Annotated in this window: 18 protein-coding genes and 2 tRNA genes; 7 read left to right on the top strand and 13 right to left on the bottom strand. The window is 56.6% G+C overall.

The genetic code is table 11. The features are described 5' to 3' along the window. Positions 1 to 19 precede the first annotated feature (19 nt). The gene (locus SPL01S_RS01185) at positions 20 to 673 is read left to right on the top strand and encodes a Crp/Fnr family transcriptional regulator (protein ID WP_232245992.1); all 654 of its coding nucleotides are present in this window, start codon (positions 20 to 22) and stop codon (positions 671 to 673) included. Positions 674 to 1,074: 401 nt separating this feature from the next. Here the strand turns inward: SPL01S_RS01185 and SPL01S_RS01180 are convergent. Then, positions 1,075 to 1,164: transfer RNA gene (locus tag SPL01S_RS01180), tRNA-Ser, on the bottom strand. Between the two features lie 92 nt (positions 1,165 to 1,256). Here SPL01S_RS01180 and mtfA point away from each other — a divergent pair. Both mtfA and SPL01S_RS01170 read left to right on the top strand, forming a co-directional pair. Next, positions 1,257 to 2,045, top strand: coding sequence for a DgsA anti-repressor MtfA (mtfA, locus tag SPL01S_RS01175; RefSeq protein WP_006326322.1), 789 nt, complete (start codon positions 1,257 to 1,259; stop codon positions 2,043 to 2,045). A gap of 102 nt (positions 2,046 to 2,147) precedes the next feature. Further along, positions 2,148 to 2,223: transfer RNA gene (locus tag SPL01S_RS01170), tRNA-Asn, on the top strand. A gap of 173 nt (positions 2,224 to 2,396) precedes the next feature. Here the strand turns inward: SPL01S_RS01170 and SPL01S_RS01165 are convergent. From SPL01S_RS01165 to SPL01S_RS01150, 4 genes are all read right to left on the bottom strand, one after another. Beyond that, positions 2,397 to 3,416 (bottom strand): NADP-dependent oxidoreductase, encoded by a 1,020-nt coding sequence (locus SPL01S_RS01165; protein WP_063197078.1) that lies wholly within the window; start codon positions 3,414 to 3,416, stop codon positions 2,397 to 2,399. A 167-nt stretch (positions 3,417 to 3,583) separates the two neighbouring features. Next, complete coding sequence (locus SPL01S_RS01160) at positions 3,584 to 4,402, bottom strand: oxidoreductase (protein WP_063197076.1); 819 nt, start codon at positions 4,400 to 4,402, stop codon at positions 3,584 to 3,586. A 143-nt stretch (positions 4,403 to 4,545) separates the two neighbouring features. Then, positions 4,546 to 5,328 carry an SDR family NAD(P)-dependent oxidoreductase gene (locus SPL01S_RS01155; RefSeq protein ID WP_063197075.1) on the bottom strand — a complete coding sequence of 261 codons (783 nt, stop codon included), beginning with the start codon at positions 5,326 to 5,328 and terminating at the stop codon, positions 4,546 to 4,548. Positions 5,329 to 5,403: 75 nt separating this feature from the next. After that, positions 5,404 to 6,495, bottom strand: a complete 1,092-nt coding sequence (locus SPL01S_RS01150) for an alkene reductase (protein ID WP_063197073.1) — start codon at positions 6,493 to 6,495, stop codon at positions 5,404 to 5,406. Between the two features lie 138 nt (positions 6,496 to 6,633). On the opposite strand from SPL01S_RS01150, the gene SPL01S_RS01145 reads away from it, so the two are divergent. Then, a complete protein-coding gene (locus SPL01S_RS01145; protein WP_063197233.1) occupies positions 6,634 to 7,194 on the top strand; it encodes a TetR/AcrR family transcriptional regulator in 561 nt (186 codons plus the stop codon). 59 nt (positions 7,195 to 7,253) lie between these two features. Here the strand turns inward: SPL01S_RS01145 and SPL01S_RS01140 are convergent, their stop codons facing one another. The 5 genes from SPL01S_RS01140 to SPL01S_RS01120 form a co-directional block, all read right to left on the bottom strand. Beyond that, on the bottom strand, positions 7,254 to 8,213 hold the full coding sequence (locus tag SPL01S_RS01140) for a GGDEF domain-containing protein (RefSeq protein WP_062867849.1): 960 nt from the start codon (positions 8,211 to 8,213) through the stop codon (positions 7,254 to 7,256). 406 nt (positions 8,214 to 8,619) lie between these two features. Continuing rightward, positions 8,620 to 9,426: a hypothetical protein gene (locus SPL01S_RS01135; protein ID WP_081113131.1), complete on the bottom strand. Its 807-nt coding sequence runs from the start codon at positions 9,424 to 9,426 to the stop codon at positions 8,620 to 8,622. A gap of 7 nt (positions 9,427 to 9,433) precedes the next feature. Next, a complete protein-coding gene (locus tag SPL01S_RS01130; protein WP_063197071.1) occupies positions 9,434 to 10,261 on the bottom strand; it encodes an acid phosphatase in 828 nt (275 codons plus the stop codon). 55 nt (positions 10,262 to 10,316) lie between these two features. Beyond that, positions 10,317 to 11,150: a MipA/OmpV family protein gene (locus SPL01S_RS01125; protein WP_063197069.1), complete on the bottom strand. Its 834-nt coding sequence runs from the start codon at positions 11,148 to 11,150 to the stop codon at positions 10,317 to 10,319. Between the two features lie 515 nt (positions 11,151 to 11,665). Next, positions 11,666 to 12,688, bottom strand: a complete 1,023-nt coding sequence (locus SPL01S_RS01120) for a DUF1254 domain-containing protein (protein WP_063197067.1) — start codon at positions 12,686 to 12,688, stop codon at positions 11,666 to 11,668. 506 nt (positions 12,689 to 13,194) lie between these two features. Between SPL01S_RS01120 and SPL01S_RS01115 the strand changes: the two genes are divergently transcribed. Together SPL01S_RS01115 and SPL01S_RS01110 are read left to right on the top strand one after the other, a co-directional pair. Beyond that, positions 13,195 to 13,707 carry a hypothetical protein gene (locus SPL01S_RS01115; protein ID WP_232245991.1) on the top strand — a complete coding sequence of 171 codons (513 nt, stop codon included), beginning with the start codon at positions 13,195 to 13,197 and terminating at the stop codon, positions 13,705 to 13,707. Between the two features lie 218 nt (positions 13,708 to 13,925). Further along, on the top strand, positions 13,926 to 14,981 hold the full coding sequence (locus tag SPL01S_RS01110; RefSeq protein ID WP_062867853.1) for a 2,3-butanediol dehydrogenase: 1,056 nt from the start codon (positions 13,926 to 13,928) through the stop codon (positions 14,979 to 14,981). 81 nt (positions 14,982 to 15,062) lie between these two features. On the opposite strand, the gene SPL01S_RS01105 is transcribed toward SPL01S_RS01110, so the two are convergent. The 3 genes from SPL01S_RS01105 to SPL01S_RS01095 form a co-directional block, all read right to left on the bottom strand. After that, the gene (locus SPL01S_RS01105) at positions 15,063 to 15,836 is read right to left on the bottom strand and encodes a lipoyl protein ligase domain-containing protein (RefSeq protein WP_174523936.1); all 774 of its coding nucleotides are present in this window, start codon (positions 15,834 to 15,836) and stop codon (positions 15,063 to 15,065) included. A 32-nt stretch (positions 15,837 to 15,868) separates the two neighbouring features. Beyond that, complete coding sequence (locus tag SPL01S_RS01100) at positions 15,869 to 17,812, bottom strand: sigma-54-dependent Fis family transcriptional regulator (protein WP_063197064.1); 1,944 nt, start codon at positions 17,810 to 17,812, stop codon at positions 15,869 to 15,871. A gap of 260 nt (positions 17,813 to 18,072) precedes the next feature. Beyond that, positions 18,073 to 19,113, bottom strand: coding sequence for a LacI family DNA-binding transcriptional regulator (locus SPL01S_RS01095; protein WP_063197062.1), 1,041 nt, complete (start codon positions 19,111 to 19,113; stop codon positions 18,073 to 18,075). A gap of 217 nt (positions 19,114 to 19,330) precedes the next feature. Between SPL01S_RS01095 and SPL01S_RS01090 the strand changes: the two genes are divergently transcribed. Then, on the top strand, positions 19,331 to 20,359 hold the full coding sequence (locus SPL01S_RS01090) for an ABC transporter substrate-binding protein (RefSeq protein WP_063197061.1): 1,029 nt from the start codon (positions 19,331 to 19,333) through the stop codon (positions 20,357 to 20,359). The last annotated feature ends 49 nt before the right edge of the window (positions 20,360 to 20,408 follow it).

Below are 20,408 nucleotides of genomic sequence, written 5' to 3'. Positions count from 1 at the left end.
AAAAAACGCAGAAAGCATAATGAGTCAACGAGGCTGGTTGTCTCACATGCCCGAATCCTTCAGGCACAGACTTTTTCAGCATGCCTTGTTGGTGAAATGCGCCCCCGGGCAAGTCATCTTCAGCCCGGGCGATCCTGCGGAGGGGATCTACGGTTTCATCAAAGGAATGGTGATCATCAAGACGGCCCCTCGCGACTCAACGCCGCGGCTGATTGACCTTGCCGTGCCAGGCGACTGGACGGGTGACGACGGCTTTATGACCGGACAGCCGCGGAGGTTTCAACTTGTTGCGCAGAGTGGGTCCTGGATGATGCACGTTCCCCTGGTTGCAATGGAACAGATGGCCGCGCAAAACCCCAATGACATGCGTGCCTTCGGCGTGATTTCTATTCTGGGGTCAGACTCACTGCTCAGAGTCGTGAATGATTTGCAGAAAAAAGATGTCAGCGCCAGGGTGGCATCGGTGCTGCACCGCATGTCCTGGGCGACAAACTCCCCGGTTACCCTTTCTCAGGAAAATATCAGCATTATTGCCAATACCTCCCGCAAACAGGTCAACAACATTATTCAACGCTTCGTGGAGGAAGGGTGGATTGGGGCGGGTTACCGTTCCATCACCGTCACCAACCCTGTGGCGTTACGGCAACATGCAGAGCAGGACATCGATAACTGAAAGGGGCTGCACGGGCGCTCGTTTGACCGACTCCATTCGCATTGCCATACGCCGGGCAAAACACCTCTCAATAGCCGCTGTCGTGGAAGAGCGGGCTGCCTGGCTATGCGCCCTCACCCGCAACTTGTCACTCCGGCAACTATCTGCGACACGACTTATACCTGCGGAAACCTGCTGCAGAACGATCAAATCTTCGGGTTTAGTTCACAAAATGAATAACTTAATTGCAAAATACTATCCGATAGTGCTGCCGGGGTTATAATGCGAGAGGAGAGAGAGTCGTCCCGAGGTAAGCTGATTCAAACTCAAGCAAGCCTGAACATGATGGCATGTCGAATAACATGCCGGAAAAGTGAATATCATAATAATCACTTTTAAATCAAAAAATTGAAATAATTAAGTGGCGGAGAGAGGGGGATTTGAACCCCCGGTAGAGTTGCCCCTACTCCAGTTTTCGAGACTGGTCCGTTCAGCCGCTCCGGCATCTCTCCTGATAGTGCTTGTCATCATGCCCCTTTTTGCGGCATTTTTACAGAGTTAGCCTCCAGCCGAATGTTCAAGTGACTACTTTACGAGCAACGCGATGATTAAATGGCCGTGGAAAACGCATCAACCGCAGGCGGAAACGCTTGCTCAGTGGCAGGACGCGCTGGCGATCCCCCTGCTCTCTCCGCTGGACGAGCAGGAACAACAACGCCTGATCGTCGTTGCCGGGCAGATTTTGCAGCAAAAGCGCATCGTGCCGCTGCAGGGGCTTGAGCTGACGTCGCAAATGCAGGCGCGCATCGCCCTGCTGTTCGCCCTGCCGGTGCTGGAACTGGGGGCGGAATACCTGGACGGCTTCAATGAGATCCTGCTCTACCCTTCGCCGTTCGTGGTGGAGGATGAATGGCAGGACGACATCGGCCTGGTCCATTCCGGGCCGGTGGTGCAGTCCGGGCAGAGCTGGGAACAAGGGCCGATTGTGCTCAACTGGCAGGACGTGCAGGACTCTTTCGATCTCTCCGGCTTTAACCTGGTGATCCACGAGGCGGTACACAAGCTGGATATGCGCAATGGCGGCAGCGCCACCGGGATACCGCCGATCCCGCTGCGCGATATTGCCGCCTGGGAGCATGATCTGCACGCCGCGATGGAAAACCTGCAAGACGAGATCGACATGGTCGGCGAAGAGGCCGCCAGCATGGACGCCTACGCCGCCACCGATCCGGCCGAGTGCTTTGCCGTGCTGTCGGAGTACTTTTTCAGCGCGCCCGAACTGCTGGCCCAGCGTTTTCCGCTGTTGTATCAGCATTTTTGCCGTTTCTATAAACAAGATACCTTGGCGCGCTTGCAGCGTTGGCAAGCCGAAAGCGGCGCAGAAACGCCATAAGCGACCGCGCATTGCTCGCATACTGAGCAGTCGCGCCGAATCGGCGAATTTAGCGTTGACACACTCTGGGTGGCTGGATATGATGCGCCCCGTTCACACGATTCCTCTGTAGTTCAGTCGGTAGAACGGCGGACTGTTAATCCGTATGTCACTGGTTCGAGTCCAGTCAGAGGAGCCAAATTAGAAAAGCCCGCTTAAGGAAACTTAAGCGGGCTTTTTGCTGTTGTGGCGCCAATCGCTCAGTCTGGGTGCATGAGGTACCGCACGCAAGAACATCGCCCAGGGCATTGCCAGGTTCTTAACGCTTATACCCCACCACAGACTGGCACCCTGATTGTTAACTGAAAAGGATTACTCCTGCATCTTGACGACAACTTTTCCCTTCGCATGCCCTTGGTCAAGGTAGGCAAGCGCATCCTTTGTGTCTACAAAGGAGAAAACCTTGTCGATCACGGGTTTGATTTTTTCAGTTTCCAGCAGTTTGCCGATTTGGCTGAGTTGATCGCCCTCTGGGCGGACAAACAGAAATGAATAGCTGATACCTCGCTTTTTCGAAAGCCGCATAATCTTGCGGCTCATCAACCCGAAGACAAAAGTCAGAAAGAAGTTTAGCCGTCGAACCCGTGCAAACGCGGCATCTAACGGCCCGATGAGAGAAACGATCCTTCCCCCGGGCTTAAGAACTTTGGTGGATTTCTCAATCGCATCGCCTCTGATAGTGCCGAGTACGATATCGTAGCCACTCAGCACGTTTTCGAATTCCTGCTTTTTATAGTCAACCACTTCGTCTGCGCCAAGGTGACTGACCCATTCGACGTTGCCCGTACTCGTGGTCGTTCCTACCTTTGCGCCAAGGTACTTCGCCAGTTGAATCGCAAAGGTACCAATCCCCCCTGATCCTGCAGGGATGAAAACCTTCTGGCCAGGCCGAAGCCCGGCACGCTCTTTCAGCGCTTGCCAGGACGTGAGGCTCACCATCGGCAGAGACGCCGCCTGCACGAAATCCAGGTTCGCGGGTTTCATTGCAGCAGCGTTCTCAGGCACCACGGCAAATTCGGCAAGCGATCCCCTTCCCATATCGAAAATGCTGGCGAAGATGGCATCGCCGGGCTTGAAACGGGTCACGCGACTGCCCACCGCGGTGACTACGCCAGACAGGTCGCTGCCAAGGGTGGCAGGTAACTGAAAATTGAGAACCGGCTTAAATATTCCCGTTGGGATCATATTGTCGATAGGGTTCAGACCCACAGCGTAAACCTTTACAAGGATTTCATTAGCGTTGAGTGTAGGAAAATCCACATCATCGAAACCTAAGTCAGGCGACTTGCCATAGCGTTTGAAAGTGAAGGCTTTCATCGTCTTCTTGTTCATTTGTTGTTTACCCTATCGTGTTTGTCGATAAAACGTTCATTTAGCCGCCCTATTGGCCCGTAAAAAAGCCACGCCCAGGAGACCCTCGATAGATACGGCAAACAGGATCTGCCCGTTAAAAAACAAAGTAGACGTCAGAATCGCCAATCGAGAAAATTTCGTTGTTTTTATTCTTTGGTATCAAGCTGAAGATTGTTGCGTACCACCTTATCCAGGAGCTTTGCCGGCGCAAATCTGAGCAAAAAATTCAATCTGCCTGCCAATTTTCCCGCCGTGTAGCGCAACTTTGGCTGTAAAGTCTGAGCCGCTTTAACGACCACATCCGCCACCACTTCCGGGCTTTCCGCTTCAGCCATCGCCTTGCTCACCACTTTCGCCAGCTTGGCCCGAATAATCTCATACTCTTCCAGCTTGGCATCCGGCTCTATATTATTGGCTTCAAACTGCGTTTTTATGTAGGCAGGTTCGATAACAGAGACTCTGATGCCCTGCGTGCGCAGTTCATGATCCAGCGATCCCGAATACCCTTCAATCGCATGCTTACTGGCAGCATAAAGTGCCACATACGGCAACGGAACGATGCCCAGTATCGAACCGATGTTGATGATACGGCCGCTGCCCTGACGGCGCATGTGAGGCACTACCGCCCGGGTTAACCGGACTACTCCGAGAAAATTCGTGTCGAAAATGTCCTTGGCCTGTTTGATGGAGCTCTCTTCCGCTGCCGCCGGAGCAACGCCAAAGCCGGCATTATTCACCAGGATATCGATCCGCCCCTCCAACCTCAGCAACTCATCAATGGCGGCCTGAACAGAAGCGTCGTCCGTCACATCAAGCGCCAACAACGGAAAGGGATGTTTACCCGCCAGGGAGCCACGGCGGCTTGTGCCGTAGACCGTAAATCCTGCGGCCAAGAGTTTGTTGGCCGATGCCTCGCCAATCCCTGATGAGGCACCCGTCACGAGCGCTACACGTTTATTTGTCATGCTGAAATAAGACCTTCATAAGCGGTTTGGGGGTTATCACCCGTGGTGCGATGACAAGCGATACGGAATATATTTTGGCTTTAACGCTCTGCAGGAGGGGTCGAAAGATCGTTATCCGTGTCCTGCAGAGCGTCACTCATCGATTAAACGTTTTTATATCGCTCTGCGGCTTCGGCTTGTTTAATGTCCGAAAGCAGAGCCTGCCGCGCGGTATCCAGAGTGTCCCAGCGTGCCGCATTATGCAGTGGCGGAATGGTGACGAGTTCACGGCGATCAAAGCCAACCAGAGCCGCATCAACCAGTTCGCCCACTTCCATCATTTTGGACGAGTTGCTGATGTCGATACCTGCGCGCTCCCAAATTTCCGTGTAAGTTCCGGCAGGAAGTACCGCCTGGACGTAAATGCCCTTGGGCGACAGCTCCAAACTCATTCCCTGAGACAGGAAAAGGACAAAGGCTTTGGTTGCGCCATAAACCGACATGGCAAATTCAGGGGCCAGACCAACGATGGAGCTGATGTTGACGATCGATCCTTCACCCGCTTGTACGAATCGGGGGGTCACCGCACTGGCAAGGCGCGTCAGGGCAGTGACGTTAAGCGCAATGAGTCGCTCAATCGAATCAGGCGTCTGCTCAACGAAGCTGCCCGACTGCGCGATCCCCGCGTTATTAATAAGAACGCCTATCCGCAAGTCGTCGCGAAGGCGCGCTTCGACAGTGGCCAAATCACTCGATTGCGTGAGATCCGCCGGCAGAACATCGACAGAAATAGCATTTTCTTGCCGCAGACGTTCTGCAAGGAGATCAAGTTTTGTCTTGTCGCGAGCGACCAGCACAAGGTCGTGGCCCCGGCGCGCGAACCGCTCGGCGTAAACCGCGCCAATACCTGTAGAAGCGCCTGTAATGAGGACTGAAGATTTGGTCATGGGTTGATTGCCTTTATTAATGAGTCAATAGAATCCGCAATGTGCGATGTATAGAGAAGCGAGCCGCCCGCAGAGCTACTTGCCGCTCGCGGAAAGCGGCGGGTAATCGGTGTACCCTTCTGCGCCGCCGCCATAAAGCGTTTCAGGAACCAGCGTGGCCAGAGGCGCTTGCGTTTTCAGTCTTTCGACCAGATCGGGGTTGGCGATGAACGGACGTCCGAAAGCGAACAGGTCCGCTTTACCTTCAGCAAGTTGGCCGGAGGCTAACGCCAGGTCATAGCCGTTGTTGCCAATATAGGTATTTTTAAAGCGCCGGCGCAGAGAGCCATAATCGAACGGCGATACGTCACGGGGGCCCCCCGTAGCGCCTTCCACAACATGAAGGTAGACGATGCCTAATGCGTCGAGTTGTTCAACGAGATAGTCATATTGCGGCTGTGGATCACTGATCGAAATCGCATTAGCGGGAGAAACCGGTGAAATGCGGACGCCAGTGCGCTCAGCCCCGATCTCATCTTTAACGGCAGCCACGACCTCTAACAGCAGCCGTGCGCGATTCTCGATAGAACCGCCGTATTCGTCGGTACGCTGATTGGCGCCATCTTTGAGGAACTGTTCCAGCAGATAGCCATTCGCGCCATGAATCTCAACACCATCAAATCCAGCGGCAATGGCGTTGGCGGATGCCTTTCTGAAATCCTCGATAATGTCCTTTATTTCGTCCAGCTCGAGCGCGCGAGGCTCAGAGACGTCAGCAAAACCGTTGTTCACAAAGGTTTTCGTCTCGGCACGGATGGCCGAAGGGGCAACGGGCGCTGCGCCACCAGGCTGCAAGTCGACGTGGGATATGCGTCCTACATGCCACAACTGCACAAAGATATGCCCGCCTTTTGCATGCACTGCGTCAGTCACTTTGCGCCAGCCATCAATCTGCGCTGGAGTATAGATCCCCGGGGTATCCTGGTAGCCCTGTGCTTGCGCCGAGATCTGCGTGGCTTCGGTAATCAACAGCCCCGCAGTGGCACGCTGCGCGTAATAGGTCGCCGCCAGTTCACTGGGTACCAGACCCGCTCCGGCGCGATTACGCGTTAACGGCGCCATCACAATATGGTTGGTGAGCGAAATTGGCCCAAGATTATAGGGTTGAAATAAAGGTTGGTTCGCCATGTTTGTACCCCTGCTAAGTGATGTGTGAAGCGACGAATTCAATGATGATGATCGTAATCTAAAAAGTCAAACGGTTTGATTATGATCATCATCAATGTATACTTGCGGCATGCATTTTTAAGAGAGGATCCGGAAACGATGAAAGTTTCAAAAGAGCAGGTTCGCGAAAATCGCATGCGCATTGTCGAAACTGCCTCAGTGCTGTTTCGTGAGCGGGGCTATGACGGCGTGGGTATCGCTGAGCTCATGTCAGCCGCAGGGTTAACGCATGGCGGGTTTTACAAGCACTTCGGTTCCAAGGCGGATTTGATGTCGGAGGCAATGAGCTGCGGTTTTTCGCACTCTGTAGAGAGTACCCTGGGTATGGATATGGCTGGTTTTGTAGAGCAATATCTCTCACGCAAGCACCGTAATGCCAGGGGAAATGGCTGCGTGATGTCGGCATTGGGTGTCGATGCCGCGCGCCAGTCGGCGTCAATTAAAGAAAGCTTTGCGGCTGGCATTGAACGTCAGCTGACCACATTAGAGAATGAGAATGGATCGGGAGACGAAGCACGCGCCGAAAGAATCAGCACCATTGCACATCTTGTCGGCGCCCTGGTGCTATCGCGTGCCTGTCCAGATGACTCTGCCCTTGCCGATGAGATTCTGGAGGTTTGCCGCTCCCGCATTCTCGGTCAGGAAGTCCATGAGAATTGAATGTCCGGGTACAATCGCAATAGGATGGCGGCGGTAACCTCTCTGCAAACATGCCCGTTTTAACTTACCGCGTTTTCGGGGCAGGCCTGAGGAACCCCATGTTCCTGGGAGGATGCCCATTCGATTCGGTTCCTGCCCCAGGACTTTGCCTGATAGAGCGCGATGTCCACACGCTTGAGCAAGCTTTCCTGGCTTTCATTTTCTCTTTTATTTCCGGCACCCATGCTGACAGTGAGGCGAACCTCATCATTAACCACCAATTCTCTGGCGCGGGTTAATATTTTCTCTGCCGTTGACTGTGCCTCTTCAAATACCGACGTTTGCACTATTACGGCAAATTCTTCACCACCGATTCTGGCGGCAATGACATTATTTTCAGACAGCTCGCCCAGCATCTGCCCAAAAGCTCTGAGGACTTCATCGCCAATATCGTGCCCGTATTTGTCATTTATCTTCTTGAACAAGTCGATATCAATAAAAAACACATAATAATTCACGCTCTGCAAATCCAGCAGGACACGTCGAAAATAACGCCGGTTGGGCAAATTCGTCAGTTCGTCACGATAAGAGTCGATGCTGGCATCGGCATATTTATCATTAACATAGTGCACGATTAAATACACGCCAACGGCGACGCAGAGCATCCCTATGAGCCTGGTGAGGTCCTCGATGTAATAGCCTAACCACTGGGGCTGGCGGATGATTTCGTCCATAAAATCACACGCCGCGGAGAGGATCCAGACAAGCAGGCCGACATTAATCCACCGGCGCTGGCTGGCTTTTACCGTTAGCCGGTTAAAACTCCATAAGATAAAATTAAGTATTAACAACTGGAATAAATCAAATAACCAGCCTGAATTTTGTATCCAGGAATGCCCGATTTCTTTTGCCGGGAAGTACGCCAGATGAATGATCATCACCAGAATACACAGCGCCCCGGATAATACCAGCGGCATATACAGGGTTTTTCGCGATTCGTTTTTGGTAAAAAGCCCGTTCTCATTTTTCACGAATGGCATATGAGCCCTCTGACACATACTGAAATAAAAATCATTCTCATGTAGATTTGTTGGTCTACCCCTCTCTTAATTTACACGCCTGCGGCGGCGCCGGAAAGAAATCCAATGCGTCTGGCTGAAAACGTTATTTCGGGTGGAGCCACGCTGCGGGCATGGCTAGAGAAAGTCCACACGGCGTTTGTGATGGCGCAGATTCGTGGGCTGACTTACGCGGAGATCGCTACCTGACTATGAGCATGAGCAAACCGAAGACGATTTGTTTGGATGAACCGGCGAACCCTCTGGCGAATGTTCGCCGCCATTCACAAGCCGGCAATGCAGGCGCCCCCCCAGGAGCCTGCATTACCGGACGAAACAACCGCATCACGCCGACCAGCGCCTGATGCTGTGGGGAGGATTCGCGGCCTCAGAACCTGCCGTTCATCCCCAATATCGGCCCCTGCTGCACCACGTCATACACAAAGCCGTTATGCCGATAATCGCCCCCCATGGCCCGGTATCCCGCCACGGCAGAAAAACCGGGGGTAAACTCCCAACTCAGCAGCGCCGCCGCATCCCAGTCCAATCGGGACTGCCCGCCACCGGCCAATCCCCAGGCCGAAAGCCTGACGGTTGGCGTCAGAGCATACTGGCCGCGCAGCCCCGCAACGCCATCCACCCAGGTGGCACGGTCACTGCCCGACGCCCCATCGATAATCCCTCCCTGAAAATGCAAGCTGGTGCTGCTGTACCACACCCGAACGCCACCGGTGGCATCAAGGCGAGCACCGCCCTCCTCCAGCAAGGTATATCCGCCACCGAGGAACCCGGATACTGTCCGGCTATCCACTTTCAGGCGCGATGCCGGTGCCCCATCCGGCAAACCGTTCCGCGTCGTGGTGTCGATGAACATCAGGTCCATCAGCAGGCTGTAAGGTCCTTTACGGGCCTCCCCCATCCCCATCACCGCCACATCAAGGTCACGGGCAATGGCGGAGAAATCCGTTTTCATAAATTGCGTGCCCGTTGACCGATGGCCGACATCTCCGCGAATGCCTGCCGCCCAGAGATAAGGAGAGACGGTGAACTGCCACTCCTCCGCCGGCTGATAGACCGGTGGCGCCACTTGAGCCGCCGCAGCCGGGAGACTCAAAACGCCCGACGCTAAAAGCGCCGCAGGCAGAACCCGCCAGGCGAGCCTGTTTTGCAGATTGTCACAATTCATCATCGCCATGATCTTCTCAGTGCATACTCAGGGAGAGAGCAACACGTTCAGCCGCGCAGTCCTCGGTGGGTTTCAGGTTCGCTTTGGTGGCGTCCTGCACTTCACGCTTGGCGGCGGCCAAATCTGCCAGGAAAGCCGGGTTGTCATGCAGCACGGCTACCGTAGCGGCCCCCATGATGCGCCCTGCATCCACGTCGCTTTGCCAATGCGCATTGCAGACGACACGGCTCTGACCAAACGCCAGACCGCGCGCCAGCAGCTCGGTCGCCCGTGTCGGCTGCACTTCGGCCAACACCAAGCCCCAGGCCCAGCCAGCCGCCGAGTGGCCGGACGGCCAGGAACCGTCGGTACGCAGCACCGGCTCCATGTCTTTGCGACAGGTTCCCTCGTCATGCTGCACAAACGGGCGAGTACGGTTATACGCGTTCTTTCCTGCGTAGGTTGAGCCACCTGCATCCGTCAATACGTGCTGCATCATGGCGTAAAGGTGCGGCGTCTTTTTCTCGTTGATATCGGTGCCCAGCGCGCACGAGAACGATTTTGCCGGCGCCGGAAAGGTCAACTCGGCGTCCGTTGCAGCCAGTTTTTCACGGGCAGACCCACGTAACGCCAATGCCGCCCGCCGTGCCTCTTCATCGCGAGCGAATGCCGCAGAGTCCGGTTTTGGCGGCCCTCCGAGCAGGGCCAAGCGCACCGGCAGGCTGGCCGGTTCAAGGTAACCCGGTGCCAGCTTAAAATGCGGGTCCGTTACCGTCGGCCCGGTATCGCTCGCCGCCACCAGGCCGGAACACAACAGGCCGGCCAACGGCGCTATCAGGTACAAAGGGACGCATGACTTTTTCATTTATGATGATCTCCAGAGTCGGTCGATGCCGCAGAGGGCAGCGCTATCAAGGCACTCAGAATTGGTACACCGCATTCAGGTAGAAGCCCGCCCCCACCGTTTTATCCGTCAACGGGCTGCGACGCGCATCCGCCGTCAAGGCGTACAGCTTCATCCCACCCTGCAGGGCAATATGAGGCTGTAACTGGACGGTCAGGCCGGTTTTTAACGTCACATTCCGCATGCCGCCGCCGGCATGATATTCGCTGAAGCCGCTACGATCGGCCTGCTCCCCCGTCACACCGAAACGCGCCATCATGTCGTCTTTGTCGCTCCAGGTCCCGTACAGCGCGGAATCCAGCGTCAGCGAGGAAGACAGCGGCAGCGAGTAGTCGGCACCGGCTTCAAGGTATGCGGTGTGCCCCAGATCCTCACCGCCATATTCGCGGCTGCGGGTAGCCTGCCAGCCACGGACGAACAGCCGGCCGGCCGGTAGACGCCAATAGGCTTCCGCACCGATCATCGCGCTGCCGTCCAGATCGCCCATGCCCTTCAGGTGGTTATTGCTGCCTCCCAGGGTACGGATTTTTTCCTTGCGGCCCATGTCATATCCGGCCAGCAGCGCCAGCCCCACGGAAGAAGCCCCCGGCAAGTCCCAGCGCAAACCCTCAGGAAAGCCTGCCGTGAAGGTTCCCCAGCTCTGCGTCGGCATCACCGCCTTCGCCACCAGAGAAGGGAAGGCTTCATAACGCGAGGAGCCTTCATACAGCGGGGTCACCGCCACCCCACCGCCCAGCGTTATACTCTGGCCCGTATCGGAGGCGGCCTGAACGGACAACGGCAGCGCCACCATCAACGCAAAGGCAGGAAGCCCGAACGATTTATGAATCCCGTTTTTCTTGCTTGTCATATCCTTGTTCCTTTCTCTATTTTCTTTTCGTTTTTATTCTGATTCATCGGCATGTTTAACCTCTATCCGGGATATATTCCCGTCATCCATTCCCTTGACCGGAAATAGGTTTTGGCTAATTACTTTTTATTTTTTCAGTCATGGCATAGCCAACTCTATGCCTGCGGATAACCCTCCTGCCCGGAAAAGGGCGCAAAAAACCCCGGTGCGCGAGGGGCTGCTTAAAAGCACCTGCACAGCTGGAAAAAGCATTATGTCTTTGCACCGCTTGCCGAAAAGTGCAATTCGACAGGCTAAAAGGGGTGATTGAAACAAAGAGAGAGTGAAAACACGCCCTCGCTTCCCGCGCCCATCATTACCGAACGTCATGTCCAAAGACGGCGTTATCCCTGTCGTCCATCCCTGTTTCTCCCTGACATATTTTTAATACAGATTTTTCTTATCCCTAATTGTGTCAAACGGCACAATCAAGGGAGAAAAAGTAAAAAAACATGTTCAGGAAAATACCGGGCGGATCACTGCGGCTCCGGGAAATGCCATTGACCATTCAGGATTTCGTCGTCAGGCTGATAAAGCCTGACCGTGTAGTTCCAACCGGGCATGGTCGGCAGACAATTCGCAATTTTGCCGTCGCAACCACCAAATTGGATCACAATCGAACCATCATCGCTTTTTTGGGCGGTGAGGTTATTTAGCGAATAGGCGTCATACGGGTTTTTCTCGAAGTACCCCTTGGCGTTATAAACGCTCACGGACCAAAAACTCTTCACCGGTACATGCCCGACCTTGAGCCGATAAACGGTTTTCCCGTCATTCTTCGGCATCACGCCGCCGAGATAAATCGCATCCTTGCTCGGATTTCCTCCCCATCCGGACGCCGTCGCGATCAAATGCTGAATAGGATCGACGGTGCTCTTGGTGCCAAATGCCTGGTTGTAGTTGGGGAGCGTATCCCCGAGAACCAGCAGGGCATCGCGCATCTTTTTCTGACTCGCCGGATCCCATTTCGGCACCACGAACTCCCCTACCTGAGCCTGGCTAACCTTGATGGCATCTTGTAGCGCATGCACCTGCTCAACGTCTTTGCGATCGTCAGGATCGACGAGCGTACGGATAGCGACAAAGACATAACGCGTGCCGACCTCCTCCTTCGTCAAGGTATGGTGGCCGGCGCCATAAAAGACGGCGGGAACGTAGTGGTCTTCGTTGACCACCTGCATCGACATGAATCGCTTACCGGCCTCCGGCAAAGTGATCGTAACCGGGCCGGCATCGAGATCGAACACCGCACTCGAGTAGAGCGTGTCCCGATTCATGCGGATGACGCTCTGAGCGTCAATGGCAATCGGTTCGCGGCTATGCACAAACCGTCCCAATCCGCCGTCCGCCACCATATTGCCCATGTAAAGATCGGACTCGGCACGGACAAAATTATCGACACCAACCGATATCGTCTCACCGGAAGATGATTGCGCACTGGCGCCCCCCAAGGTTGCCAACGTCAGTGCGACGATGCGGGCCGTAGATGAATATGACATGTAACCCCCTGATCTTATGAAAATGAATCCCGCTCCCCAGCGTCACACTTTTCTTGTGCGAATCGCTTCCTTGCACCGCCAGCGGGCTTTTGGCATTGCCTTTGCAGACGGCAACCGTGATGGCAAACCAACCTGTCGACCTTACGTCCACAGACGGCTTTATCCCTGTTATCCATCGCTATTTTTCCTGAGCCACTTTCAATACAGATTTTTCTTATATGAAATTGTGTCAAATCGCACTATTGGGTGAGAAAAAGTGACACGTATGCCCCGAGCAAACCCCGGACATAGCTTCTTTCAACTCGGCTGGCTGGGTTGACAGAGGCTATCGCGCCATCACCGCCGCCGGCCCTTGCGCAGTGCGACAATTTGCCGGGCAGGACTGACCGGCGTTTCATTGCCCCTGCATTTATTGACGGCCATTAATGACCGAAGCAGAATGTTGCCTGGGTGCCCGTTGGCCCCCGCCCATTGAGGTGGCTATCAATGACAAGGATGAAATGTCTATGTTGAAACTACGAAATTTATTATTTCTTATCCCCTTTTCTTCCGGTGTTTTCCTTTCCATACCGCAATCCAGTCAGGCCAGAACCCCGGTCGCCATTCAGCTCTCCGCCTGCGAAAGCCAAAACGGTCAAAACGGCCAAAGCAACTCCCCTAACGGCCAGAACGGTAAAAACGGCGTCCTTGGCTCGGGCTGTCAGGATGGTGGAAAAGGAGGCGACGGTGCCTCCGGCGACGGCATTGGTGGTGGCATGGGTGGCATTGGCGGCAACGATGCAAATGGTGGAAACGGAGGAAATGGTGGCAACGGAGGAGATGGCGGCAATGGCGGCAACGGCGGCAACGGAGGAGATGGCGGCAACGGCGGCAACGGCGGCAACGGCGGCAACGGCGGCAACGGCGGCAACGGCGGCAACGGCGGCAATGGTATTGGAGCGGTTCCCGGCTCGCATCACAAACACCACAAACACATGAACACCGGCACCGACGGGGATAAAACGGTTCACCAGGTATAAGCGCCCTGTTACACCCGTATCTGTTACAGGTGTCTCATCACACACCTGTAACGGGTAACGCCTTTAACAGAAACAAAACAACTCACTGAAATAACATCACTTTTCCCTGTATCGTCACATTGGCACGTTTTTCGCTATCTCCTGCGTTGAGTCTCTGCCTCGGCCACCGACGTATTGGCCGCCGAGGCAGGTTTACGGTTAATTTCAAGGGGAAGATGATGAAAGCAGCTCGTTGGTATCAGGCGCGCGACATCCGTATTGATGATATTGAAGAACCTCAGGTTTCCGCCGGTAAGGTGAAAATCAAGGTAGCCTGGACCGGAATTTGCGGCAGCGACCTGCACGAATACCTCGCCGGACCGATTTTTGTCCCGGTAGGCAAACCTCACAAGCTAAGCCATGACATCGCACCCATAGTCATGGGCCATGAGTTTTCCGGTGAAGTGGTGGACGTAGGTCGCGGCGTGACGAAATTCAAAGCCGGTGACCGCGTGGTCGTAGAGCCTATCCTGGCTTGTCGGCAGTGCGAAGCCTGCCGCGAAGGCAAATATAACCTGTGCGCCGATCTGGGTTTCCACGGTCTGTCCGGCGGTGGCGGCGGCTTCTCCTCCTTTACCATGGTGGACGAGCATATGGTACACCGCATGCCCGATGCGCTGAGCTATGAGCAAGGCGCGTTGGTAGAGCCTGCGGCGGTGGCCCTTCATGCGGTGCGGATGAGCAAATTGAAAGCCGGGGATAAAGCGGCCGTCTTCGGTGCCGGCCCCATCGGCCTGCTGGTGATTGAAGCACTGCGCGCGGCCGGTGCGGCAGAAATTTATGTGGTCGAGCTGTCACCTCAGCGGGCAGAAAAAGCGCGTGAACTGGGAGCGAAAGTGGTTATCGACCCCAGCAAAGACGATGCCGTCGCCACAATACGCGAGCTGAGCTCGGGTGGCGTTGACGTGGCGTTTGAAGTGACCGGCGTGCCGGTGGTGCTAAAGCAGTGTATCGACAGCACTCGCTACGAAGGCGAGACGATTATCGTCTCCATCTGGGAAGGGGAAGCGGCATTCCATCCGAACAAAGTGGTGCTCAGCGAACGTTCAGTCAAAGGGATTATCGCTTATCGCCATATTTTCCCGGCGGTGATGGATCTGATGACCCAGGGCTACTTCCAGGCCGACAAGCTGGTGACCAAGCGTATCGAACTGGCTGACTTGGTGGAGCAGGGTTTTGAAGCGCTGGTGAAAGAAAAACAACAGGTTAAAATCCTGGTGCGTCCACCGCAGTAAAAAGTATCGCAGGTATGACGAGAGGGCGGCCCCTCGGTCCGCCCTCTAAGATCAAGATGCAATTCCGAGCGCCCCGCAAGGTTACAACGGTGCCGGGGAACGCAGGATCGCCGCCCGCAGCGCATCGACTATCTCGTCGCGTAGATCGTGGGTAGCGTCCGGTGCCATTTGCGCCACGCTAACGGTTTTCTCCGCTTGATAATGCCGCCCACTGCCCAATGCCGCCTCAAACTGATTGGCATAACGGTGCGCCGCCGCCAAATCACAATCCACCAACAGCACCGCATGGGCCAGCACCACATGCCGCCGCGCCTCGTCGGCAGGTTGACTCGCCACCGGTCGCCAATATTGGGCAGTACCGGCGATTTTACGCGCCGCCTCCCCGTCGCCGCAGGCAAGATTGAAGCGCCCGTCGCAGAAGGATCCTTCCACCGCCTGCCAGTGGGCCACCACGCCCCGTGCGGCCAGCGCACTGCGGAGAATAGCACACAGATGCTCATACACCTCTTCTGCCGCTTCACCCAGAGTGCGCGCTATCGGATATGCCAGGCTGACATTCACGATGCCGGGCCCCTGTGGCACCAGCCCGCCGCCGGACTTACGCAAAAACACCGGGCACCCGTCTGCGGCAAACTGTTGGCGCGCCGATTCCAGCGCGGCAAAACGCTTATAGCTGCCCGGAACCACCAGCGACAGCGGCGAGTGCCACAGCTGTGCCACCGCCTCTCCGGCGGCAGCGCGGGCAAACAGGCCGGCTTCGGCCTGCGTAGGGTCCGGAAAAAACATCAGCCGCGATGGCTGCAGTGAAAACCGCCCACCGTTAACGGCGGCAGCCTGAGAAACATCCTTCATCATCTCCCCTTGTCCACCACTCATATAAGGCGGGGTTAGTCATGCACCGGCGACTGAATGCCGAAGCGCTGCATGCGGCGATAGAGCGTCATTCGGCTGATGCCCATTTGCCGTGCGACGGCGCTGTGGTTCCAGCGGGCGGCACGCAGATATTGGATCAACAACTGAGCCTCCGGCGGCAGTGCTGCATCGGCTTCGGAGTGAACCACCGGCAGCGGGCTGGCGGGGATCGCCGCCGTCAACCCTTCCGGCAGATCGGTGGCCTCGATGCAGCCCCCATCGCAGAGTGCGGCGGCGTAATCCAGCGCATTGCTCAGTTCACGCAGGTTGCCCGGCCAACGGTGCTGATGCAGGCGGCGACGCGCAGCGGCGGAGAGCTGCACCTTACCGGCCAGCAATTTATCCACCAGCCAGTCGAGGTCACTACGCTGGCGTAACGCAGGCAGCGAGATACGCGCCCCCTGCAAACGGTAGAACAGATCGGCACGAAAACGCCCTTCCTGCACAAGTTGATCCAGCGCGTGGTGCGACGCGGAGATCACGCGGATATCCACCGATACCGGACGCGAGGCCCCCACCGGCAGCACCTCCTGCTCCGCCAACACCCGCAGCAACCGGGTCTGCATCTCCAGCGGCATGTCGCCTATCTCATCAAGGAACAGCGTGCCGCCGTCGGCTTCCTGGATCAGCCCGCGCCGCCCTTTGCTGCCTGCGCCGGAGAAACTGCCGGGCAGATGGCCGAACAGTTCGCTCTCAATCAGCGCCGCCGGGATCGCCGCGCAGTTCACCGCCACAAACGCCCGATGGCGGCGGTTGCTTGCCTGGTGAAAGGCTTTGGCAAAAAACTCTTTCCCGCAGCCGGTTTCACCGTGAACCATCAGGTGCAGCGGTGCCTCCAGCAGCCGGGCGGCACGCTGGAGCTGGAGCTGCAACGCCGTGTCGCCGCCGTTCAGTGCGGCCAGCGCAGGAGGTAACGCGCCGTGGCTGGCTGCGGCCTTACGTGGCGCACGCCGAACAGGCTGCACGGCGGTAACGTAGAGTTTCTCCCCGCTGCGGGCGCGTTCGAGGGTACCCTGCTGCCCGCTGGCGCTGGCCAGCCAATCGGGAAGACTGTCGATGGACGTATTAAACAGTTGTTCAATCGGCCGGCCGAGCAGCGTGCTGCGGCAGTGTACCGGTGGCGCGGCGATGCCCAGTTCGTTTTCCAGCATGCGCTGGGCGCGGTGGTTATGCCCCACCACTTTGCCGGCGGCATCAAAGGCGATCAGGAAATCCGGGCTGACCTCAACAAACGACGATGCCGGGCTGAGTTTCAGCACCCAATCGCCGCGATGCCGATGCTCAAACCAGGCATTTTCAATCTGATGCGCATAAATTTTAGCGAGCTGTAACGCCAATTGCTGGCTGGATTTTGGTTGCGGCGAGCTGAGCGCGGAAATATCAAGAATGGCGTTTAGCTGACCCTGCGGATCGAACAGGGGAACGGCGGTGCAGGTCAGCGGGATATGGGTGGCGTCGAAATGATCGGCCTGATGCACGGTCAGCGCTTTGCCGGTGGCCAGCGCGGTGCCCACGGCGCAGGTGCCTGCGCAGGCTTCTGTCCACTGCGCCCCGAGGAACAGCCCGGCACGACGCAGGCTGATTTCCGCATTGGCGTCCCCCAGGTAATCCACGGTGATACCGCGCGCATCGGTCAACAGCACCACGTAGCCGGCGGCGGCAATCTGCTGATACAACACCGTCAGGCCGTGGTGGGCAATGTGGCGAAATTCTTCCATTTCCTGGCGGTGTTCCCGCAGTTCATGCCACGGCAAGATGCGCGCTTCCTGCATGCGGCTGGGATCAAGGCCATGATGTTCCACGCAGCGCTGCCAGGAGTCGCGAATAGTCTGTTCGTGGAGACGCGGGGCCAGCAAATGCGCCTTGTTGCTGAGGCTGGCCATTACCGTGGCAATGTGTTCGCGCTGGCTCTGATTCACGGGTCGTTCTCCTGTGGCGGCACGGTGGGAATAACCGTTGCTGATGCGGGCCCTCATCATACACTGGGTTGGCTGCCCGGTGCAGGGGCATGGCCGGCAGGTTTCAGCGCACCGGTTATCAACGGCGGGTTATATCAGACTAAATACCGGGGAGAACTTTTCACCGCGTCCGGGTGCAATCTGTGATCGGCCACACGGCGCGGGCGCATTATTTGACGAAAAAGAAACGTGTGTGGGGAGAAGGCTGAACCGCCCCGCTCTCAGCCGCCGCGAATGGTGCTGCGCCAAATGAAGTCGGCATGGTACATCCGCGTTTCGCCCGGCATTTCCTGCCCCAGTGCCGGTGCCATGTTCTCTTCGTTCTCCTCTTCCGCCACCAGCCATCCCACCGCTTCCCGAGCGAACTGCTCCACCGGTTGAGTGAATGTGGTGAGGTTGTAGGATGACCAGCCCGCCTGCGGGATATCATCGAACCCGGCCACGCAAAGATCTTCCGGAATACGCAACGCAAAGCGATGGCGCGCCTCATCCATAAAACCGCAGGCCAGCAGATCGGTGACGCAGAACACCGCATCAGGCCGCTCCCGACGGGTTAACAGCCGGTGCGCCAGAATTTGCCCGCTCTCATACGACGTGGTGCCAAAGCGCTCGACGCTCACCGCCAGCCCCGCCGCTTCCGCCGCCTGGAGAAAACCGCGTTCACGGGCCATCAGGCTTGGCGTGCCCGCCAGCGAGTTGGCAAAGGCGATCCGCCGGCAACCGGCGCGGACAAACGCCATCATCACCGTGCCGGCCGCTTCTTCGTTATCCAGGTTGATGCTGAGCGAACCCGGTAGCGCATCATTGCGGTTAATCAGCACCAGCCGCTGACCGTGCCGGTGACACAGGCGGGCGATGGCACTGTCCGGCATGCCGGAGAGGACAAAAGACGCATCGGCGCGGAAGTTAATCGCCTGCTGCAACGCCTGGGACACGCTGTCGTCGGAACGATCGGTGTTAATCAACATGGCGACCTTTCCCGCCGCCTGCAAATGCTGGGTCAGCAATCGCACCAGGCTGGCCCGGTAAGGGGTCGCCAGTTCGGAAACGATCAGGCAGACAATGCCGCTGCGATTGCGCACCAATCCGCGCGCCAAATGATTAACGTGGTAACCCAGTTGTTCCGCCGCCCACATCACCCTTTCGCGGGTTGCCGCCGAGACGCTGGCGCCGGGCGTATAGGTGCGCGACACCGCCGATCGGGACACGCCGGCCAGCTCCGCTACGTCTTTGGCACTGATCATTGCCTTGTCTACCGCCATGGTTACATCCATCCGTTACCCGTTCCGATAAAGTTTGCCGCACTTTGCAAAGCTGTGCAAATTTTTCGCAGAAAATTTGTTTCATTTTTGTGACGAATAGGTTGAATTGTTCTATATCGCAATTGACAGCACAATTTTTATCCTCTAGTTATTTGCACACACGTGCAAAAAAAATGGCGACAACGTATCGCCACCCTACACAAACCAGGAGAACACCATGCATCGAGTCACCCTGATGGCGGTCATCGCCGCCGGCTCCGCGCTCTCGGCCCTGCCGGCTCACGCCGCCGGAAAACTGAATATGATATGCTCCGCCGATGTCGTGGTCTGCGAGCAAATGACCACGCTCTTCGAGAAACAGCACCCGGATGTCAAGGTCAGCATGGTGCGTCTGTCCGCCGGAGAAGCCTATGCACGCATCCGAACCGAAGCGCGTAACCCGCGCACCGATATTTGGTGGGCTGGCACTGGCGATCCCCATATGCAGGCCGCCAACGAAGGCTTAACCCAGCCCTATAAATCGCCGCTGCTTGACCAACAACACGACTGGGCGCGCAAGCAGGCGGAGAGTGCCGACTACCGCACCGTGGGCGTTTACGCCGGTGCGCTGGGCTGGGGCTACAACACCAGGCTGCTGGCAGAGAAAAAACTCAAGGTCCCCGCCTGCTGGGCCGATCTGCTGGATCCGTCCTACAAGGGCGAGATCCAGATGGCCAACCCGAACTCCTCCGGCACCGCCTACAACACCCTCGCCACGCTGGTGCAGATCATGGGGGAAGACAAGGCCTTCGATTACCTGAAAAAACTCAACGCCAATATTTCGCAGTACACCAAATCGGGTTCCGCACCGGTTAAAGCGGCGGCCCGCGGCGAAACGACGGTAGGCATCGTCTTTATGCACGATGCGGTGGCGATGCAGGTCGATGGTTTCCCGGTGAAGGCCATCGCGCCCTGCGAGGGGACCGGGTTTGAAATTGGCTCCATGTCGATTGTCAAAGGCGCGCGTAACCTTGCCAATGCCAAGCTGTGGTACGACTGGGCGCTCGGTGCCGAAGCACAATCGCACATGAAAGACGCCAAATCCTTCCAATTGCCGTCAAACCGCGAAGCGGCGATCTCCGAGTATGCGCCGCGCTTCGAGAACATCAAACTGATCGACTACGACTTTAAAACCTACGGCGCCACGGAAAAACGCAAAGAGCTGCTCAGCCGCTGGGATAAAGAGATCGGCTCCGGCGCGCAGTAATTCCCGTCCATTCCCTCTCGCACTTTCTGTCGTTGCCGATGAACCGGGC

This window comes from Serratia plymuthica NBRC 102599 (assembly GCF_001590925.1).
Lineage (GTDB): Bacteria > Pseudomonadota > Gammaproteobacteria > Enterobacterales > Enterobacteriaceae > Serratia > Serratia plymuthica.
Note: the sequence above shows the minus strand (reverse complement) of the source record. Positions and strands in the feature narration are given on the sequence as shown.

What these genes read in the sequence shown, in the direction of transcription:
- SPL01S_RS01185 (WP_232245992.1), top strand. Translation starts at nt 20, where the DNA reads ATGAGTCAACGAGGCTGGTTGTCTCACATGCCCGAATCCTTCAGGCAC.
- mtfA (WP_006326322.1), top strand. Translation starts at nt 1,257, where the DNA reads ATGATTAAATGGCCGTGGAAAACGCATCAACCGCAGGCGGAAACGCTT.
- SPL01S_RS01165 (WP_063197078.1), bottom strand. Translation starts at nt 3,416, where the DNA reads ATGAACAAGAAGACGATGAAAGCCTTCACTTTCAAACGCTATGGCAAG.
- SPL01S_RS01160 (WP_063197076.1), bottom strand. Translation starts at nt 4,402, where the DNA reads ATGACAAATAAACGTGTAGCGCTCGTGACGGGTGCCTCATCAGGGATT.
- SPL01S_RS01155 (WP_063197075.1), bottom strand. Translation starts at nt 5,328, where the DNA reads ATGACCAAATCTTCAGTCCTCATTACAGGCGCTTCTACAGGTATTGGC.
- SPL01S_RS01150 (WP_063197073.1), bottom strand. Translation starts at nt 6,495, where the DNA reads ATGGCGAACCAACCTTTATTTCAACCCTATAATCTTGGGCCAATTTCG.
- SPL01S_RS01145 (WP_063197233.1), top strand. Translation starts at nt 6,634, where the DNA reads ATGAAAGTTTCAAAAGAGCAGGTTCGCGAAAATCGCATGCGCATTGTC.
- SPL01S_RS01140 (WP_062867849.1), bottom strand. Translation starts at nt 8,213, where the DNA reads ATGCCATTCGTGAAAAATGAGAACGGGCTTTTTACCAAAAACGAATCG.
- SPL01S_RS01135 (WP_081113131.1), bottom strand. Translation starts at nt 9,426, where the DNA reads ATGGCGATGATGAATTGTGACAATCTGCAAAACAGGCTCGCCTGGCGG.
- SPL01S_RS01130 (WP_063197071.1), bottom strand. Translation starts at nt 10,261, where the DNA reads ATGAAAAAGTCATGCGTCCCTTTGTACCTGATAGCGCCGTTGGCCGGC.
- SPL01S_RS01125 (WP_063197069.1), bottom strand. Translation starts at nt 11,150, where the DNA reads ATGACAAGCAAGAAAAACGGGATTCATAAATCGTTCGGGCTTCCTGCC.
- SPL01S_RS01120 (WP_063197067.1), bottom strand. Translation starts at nt 12,688, where the DNA reads ATGTCATATTCATCTACGGCCCGCATCGTCGCACTGACGTTGGCAACC.
- SPL01S_RS01115 (WP_232245991.1), top strand. Translation starts at nt 13,195, where the DNA reads ATGTTGAAACTACGAAATTTATTATTTCTTATCCCCTTTTCTTCCGGT.
- SPL01S_RS01110 (WP_062867853.1), top strand. Translation starts at nt 13,926, where the DNA reads ATGAAAGCAGCTCGTTGGTATCAGGCGCGCGACATCCGTATTGATGAT.
- SPL01S_RS01105 (WP_174523936.1), bottom strand. Translation starts at nt 15,836, where the DNA reads ATGATGAAGGATGTTTCTCAGGCTGCCGCCGTTAACGGTGGGCGGTTT.
- SPL01S_RS01095 (WP_063197062.1), bottom strand. Translation starts at nt 19,113, where the DNA reads ATGGCGGTAGACAAGGCAATGATCAGTGCCAAAGACGTAGCGGAGCTG.
- SPL01S_RS01090 (WP_063197061.1), top strand. Translation starts at nt 19,331, where the DNA reads ATGCATCGAGTCACCCTGATGGCGGTCATCGCCGCCGGCTCCGCGCTC.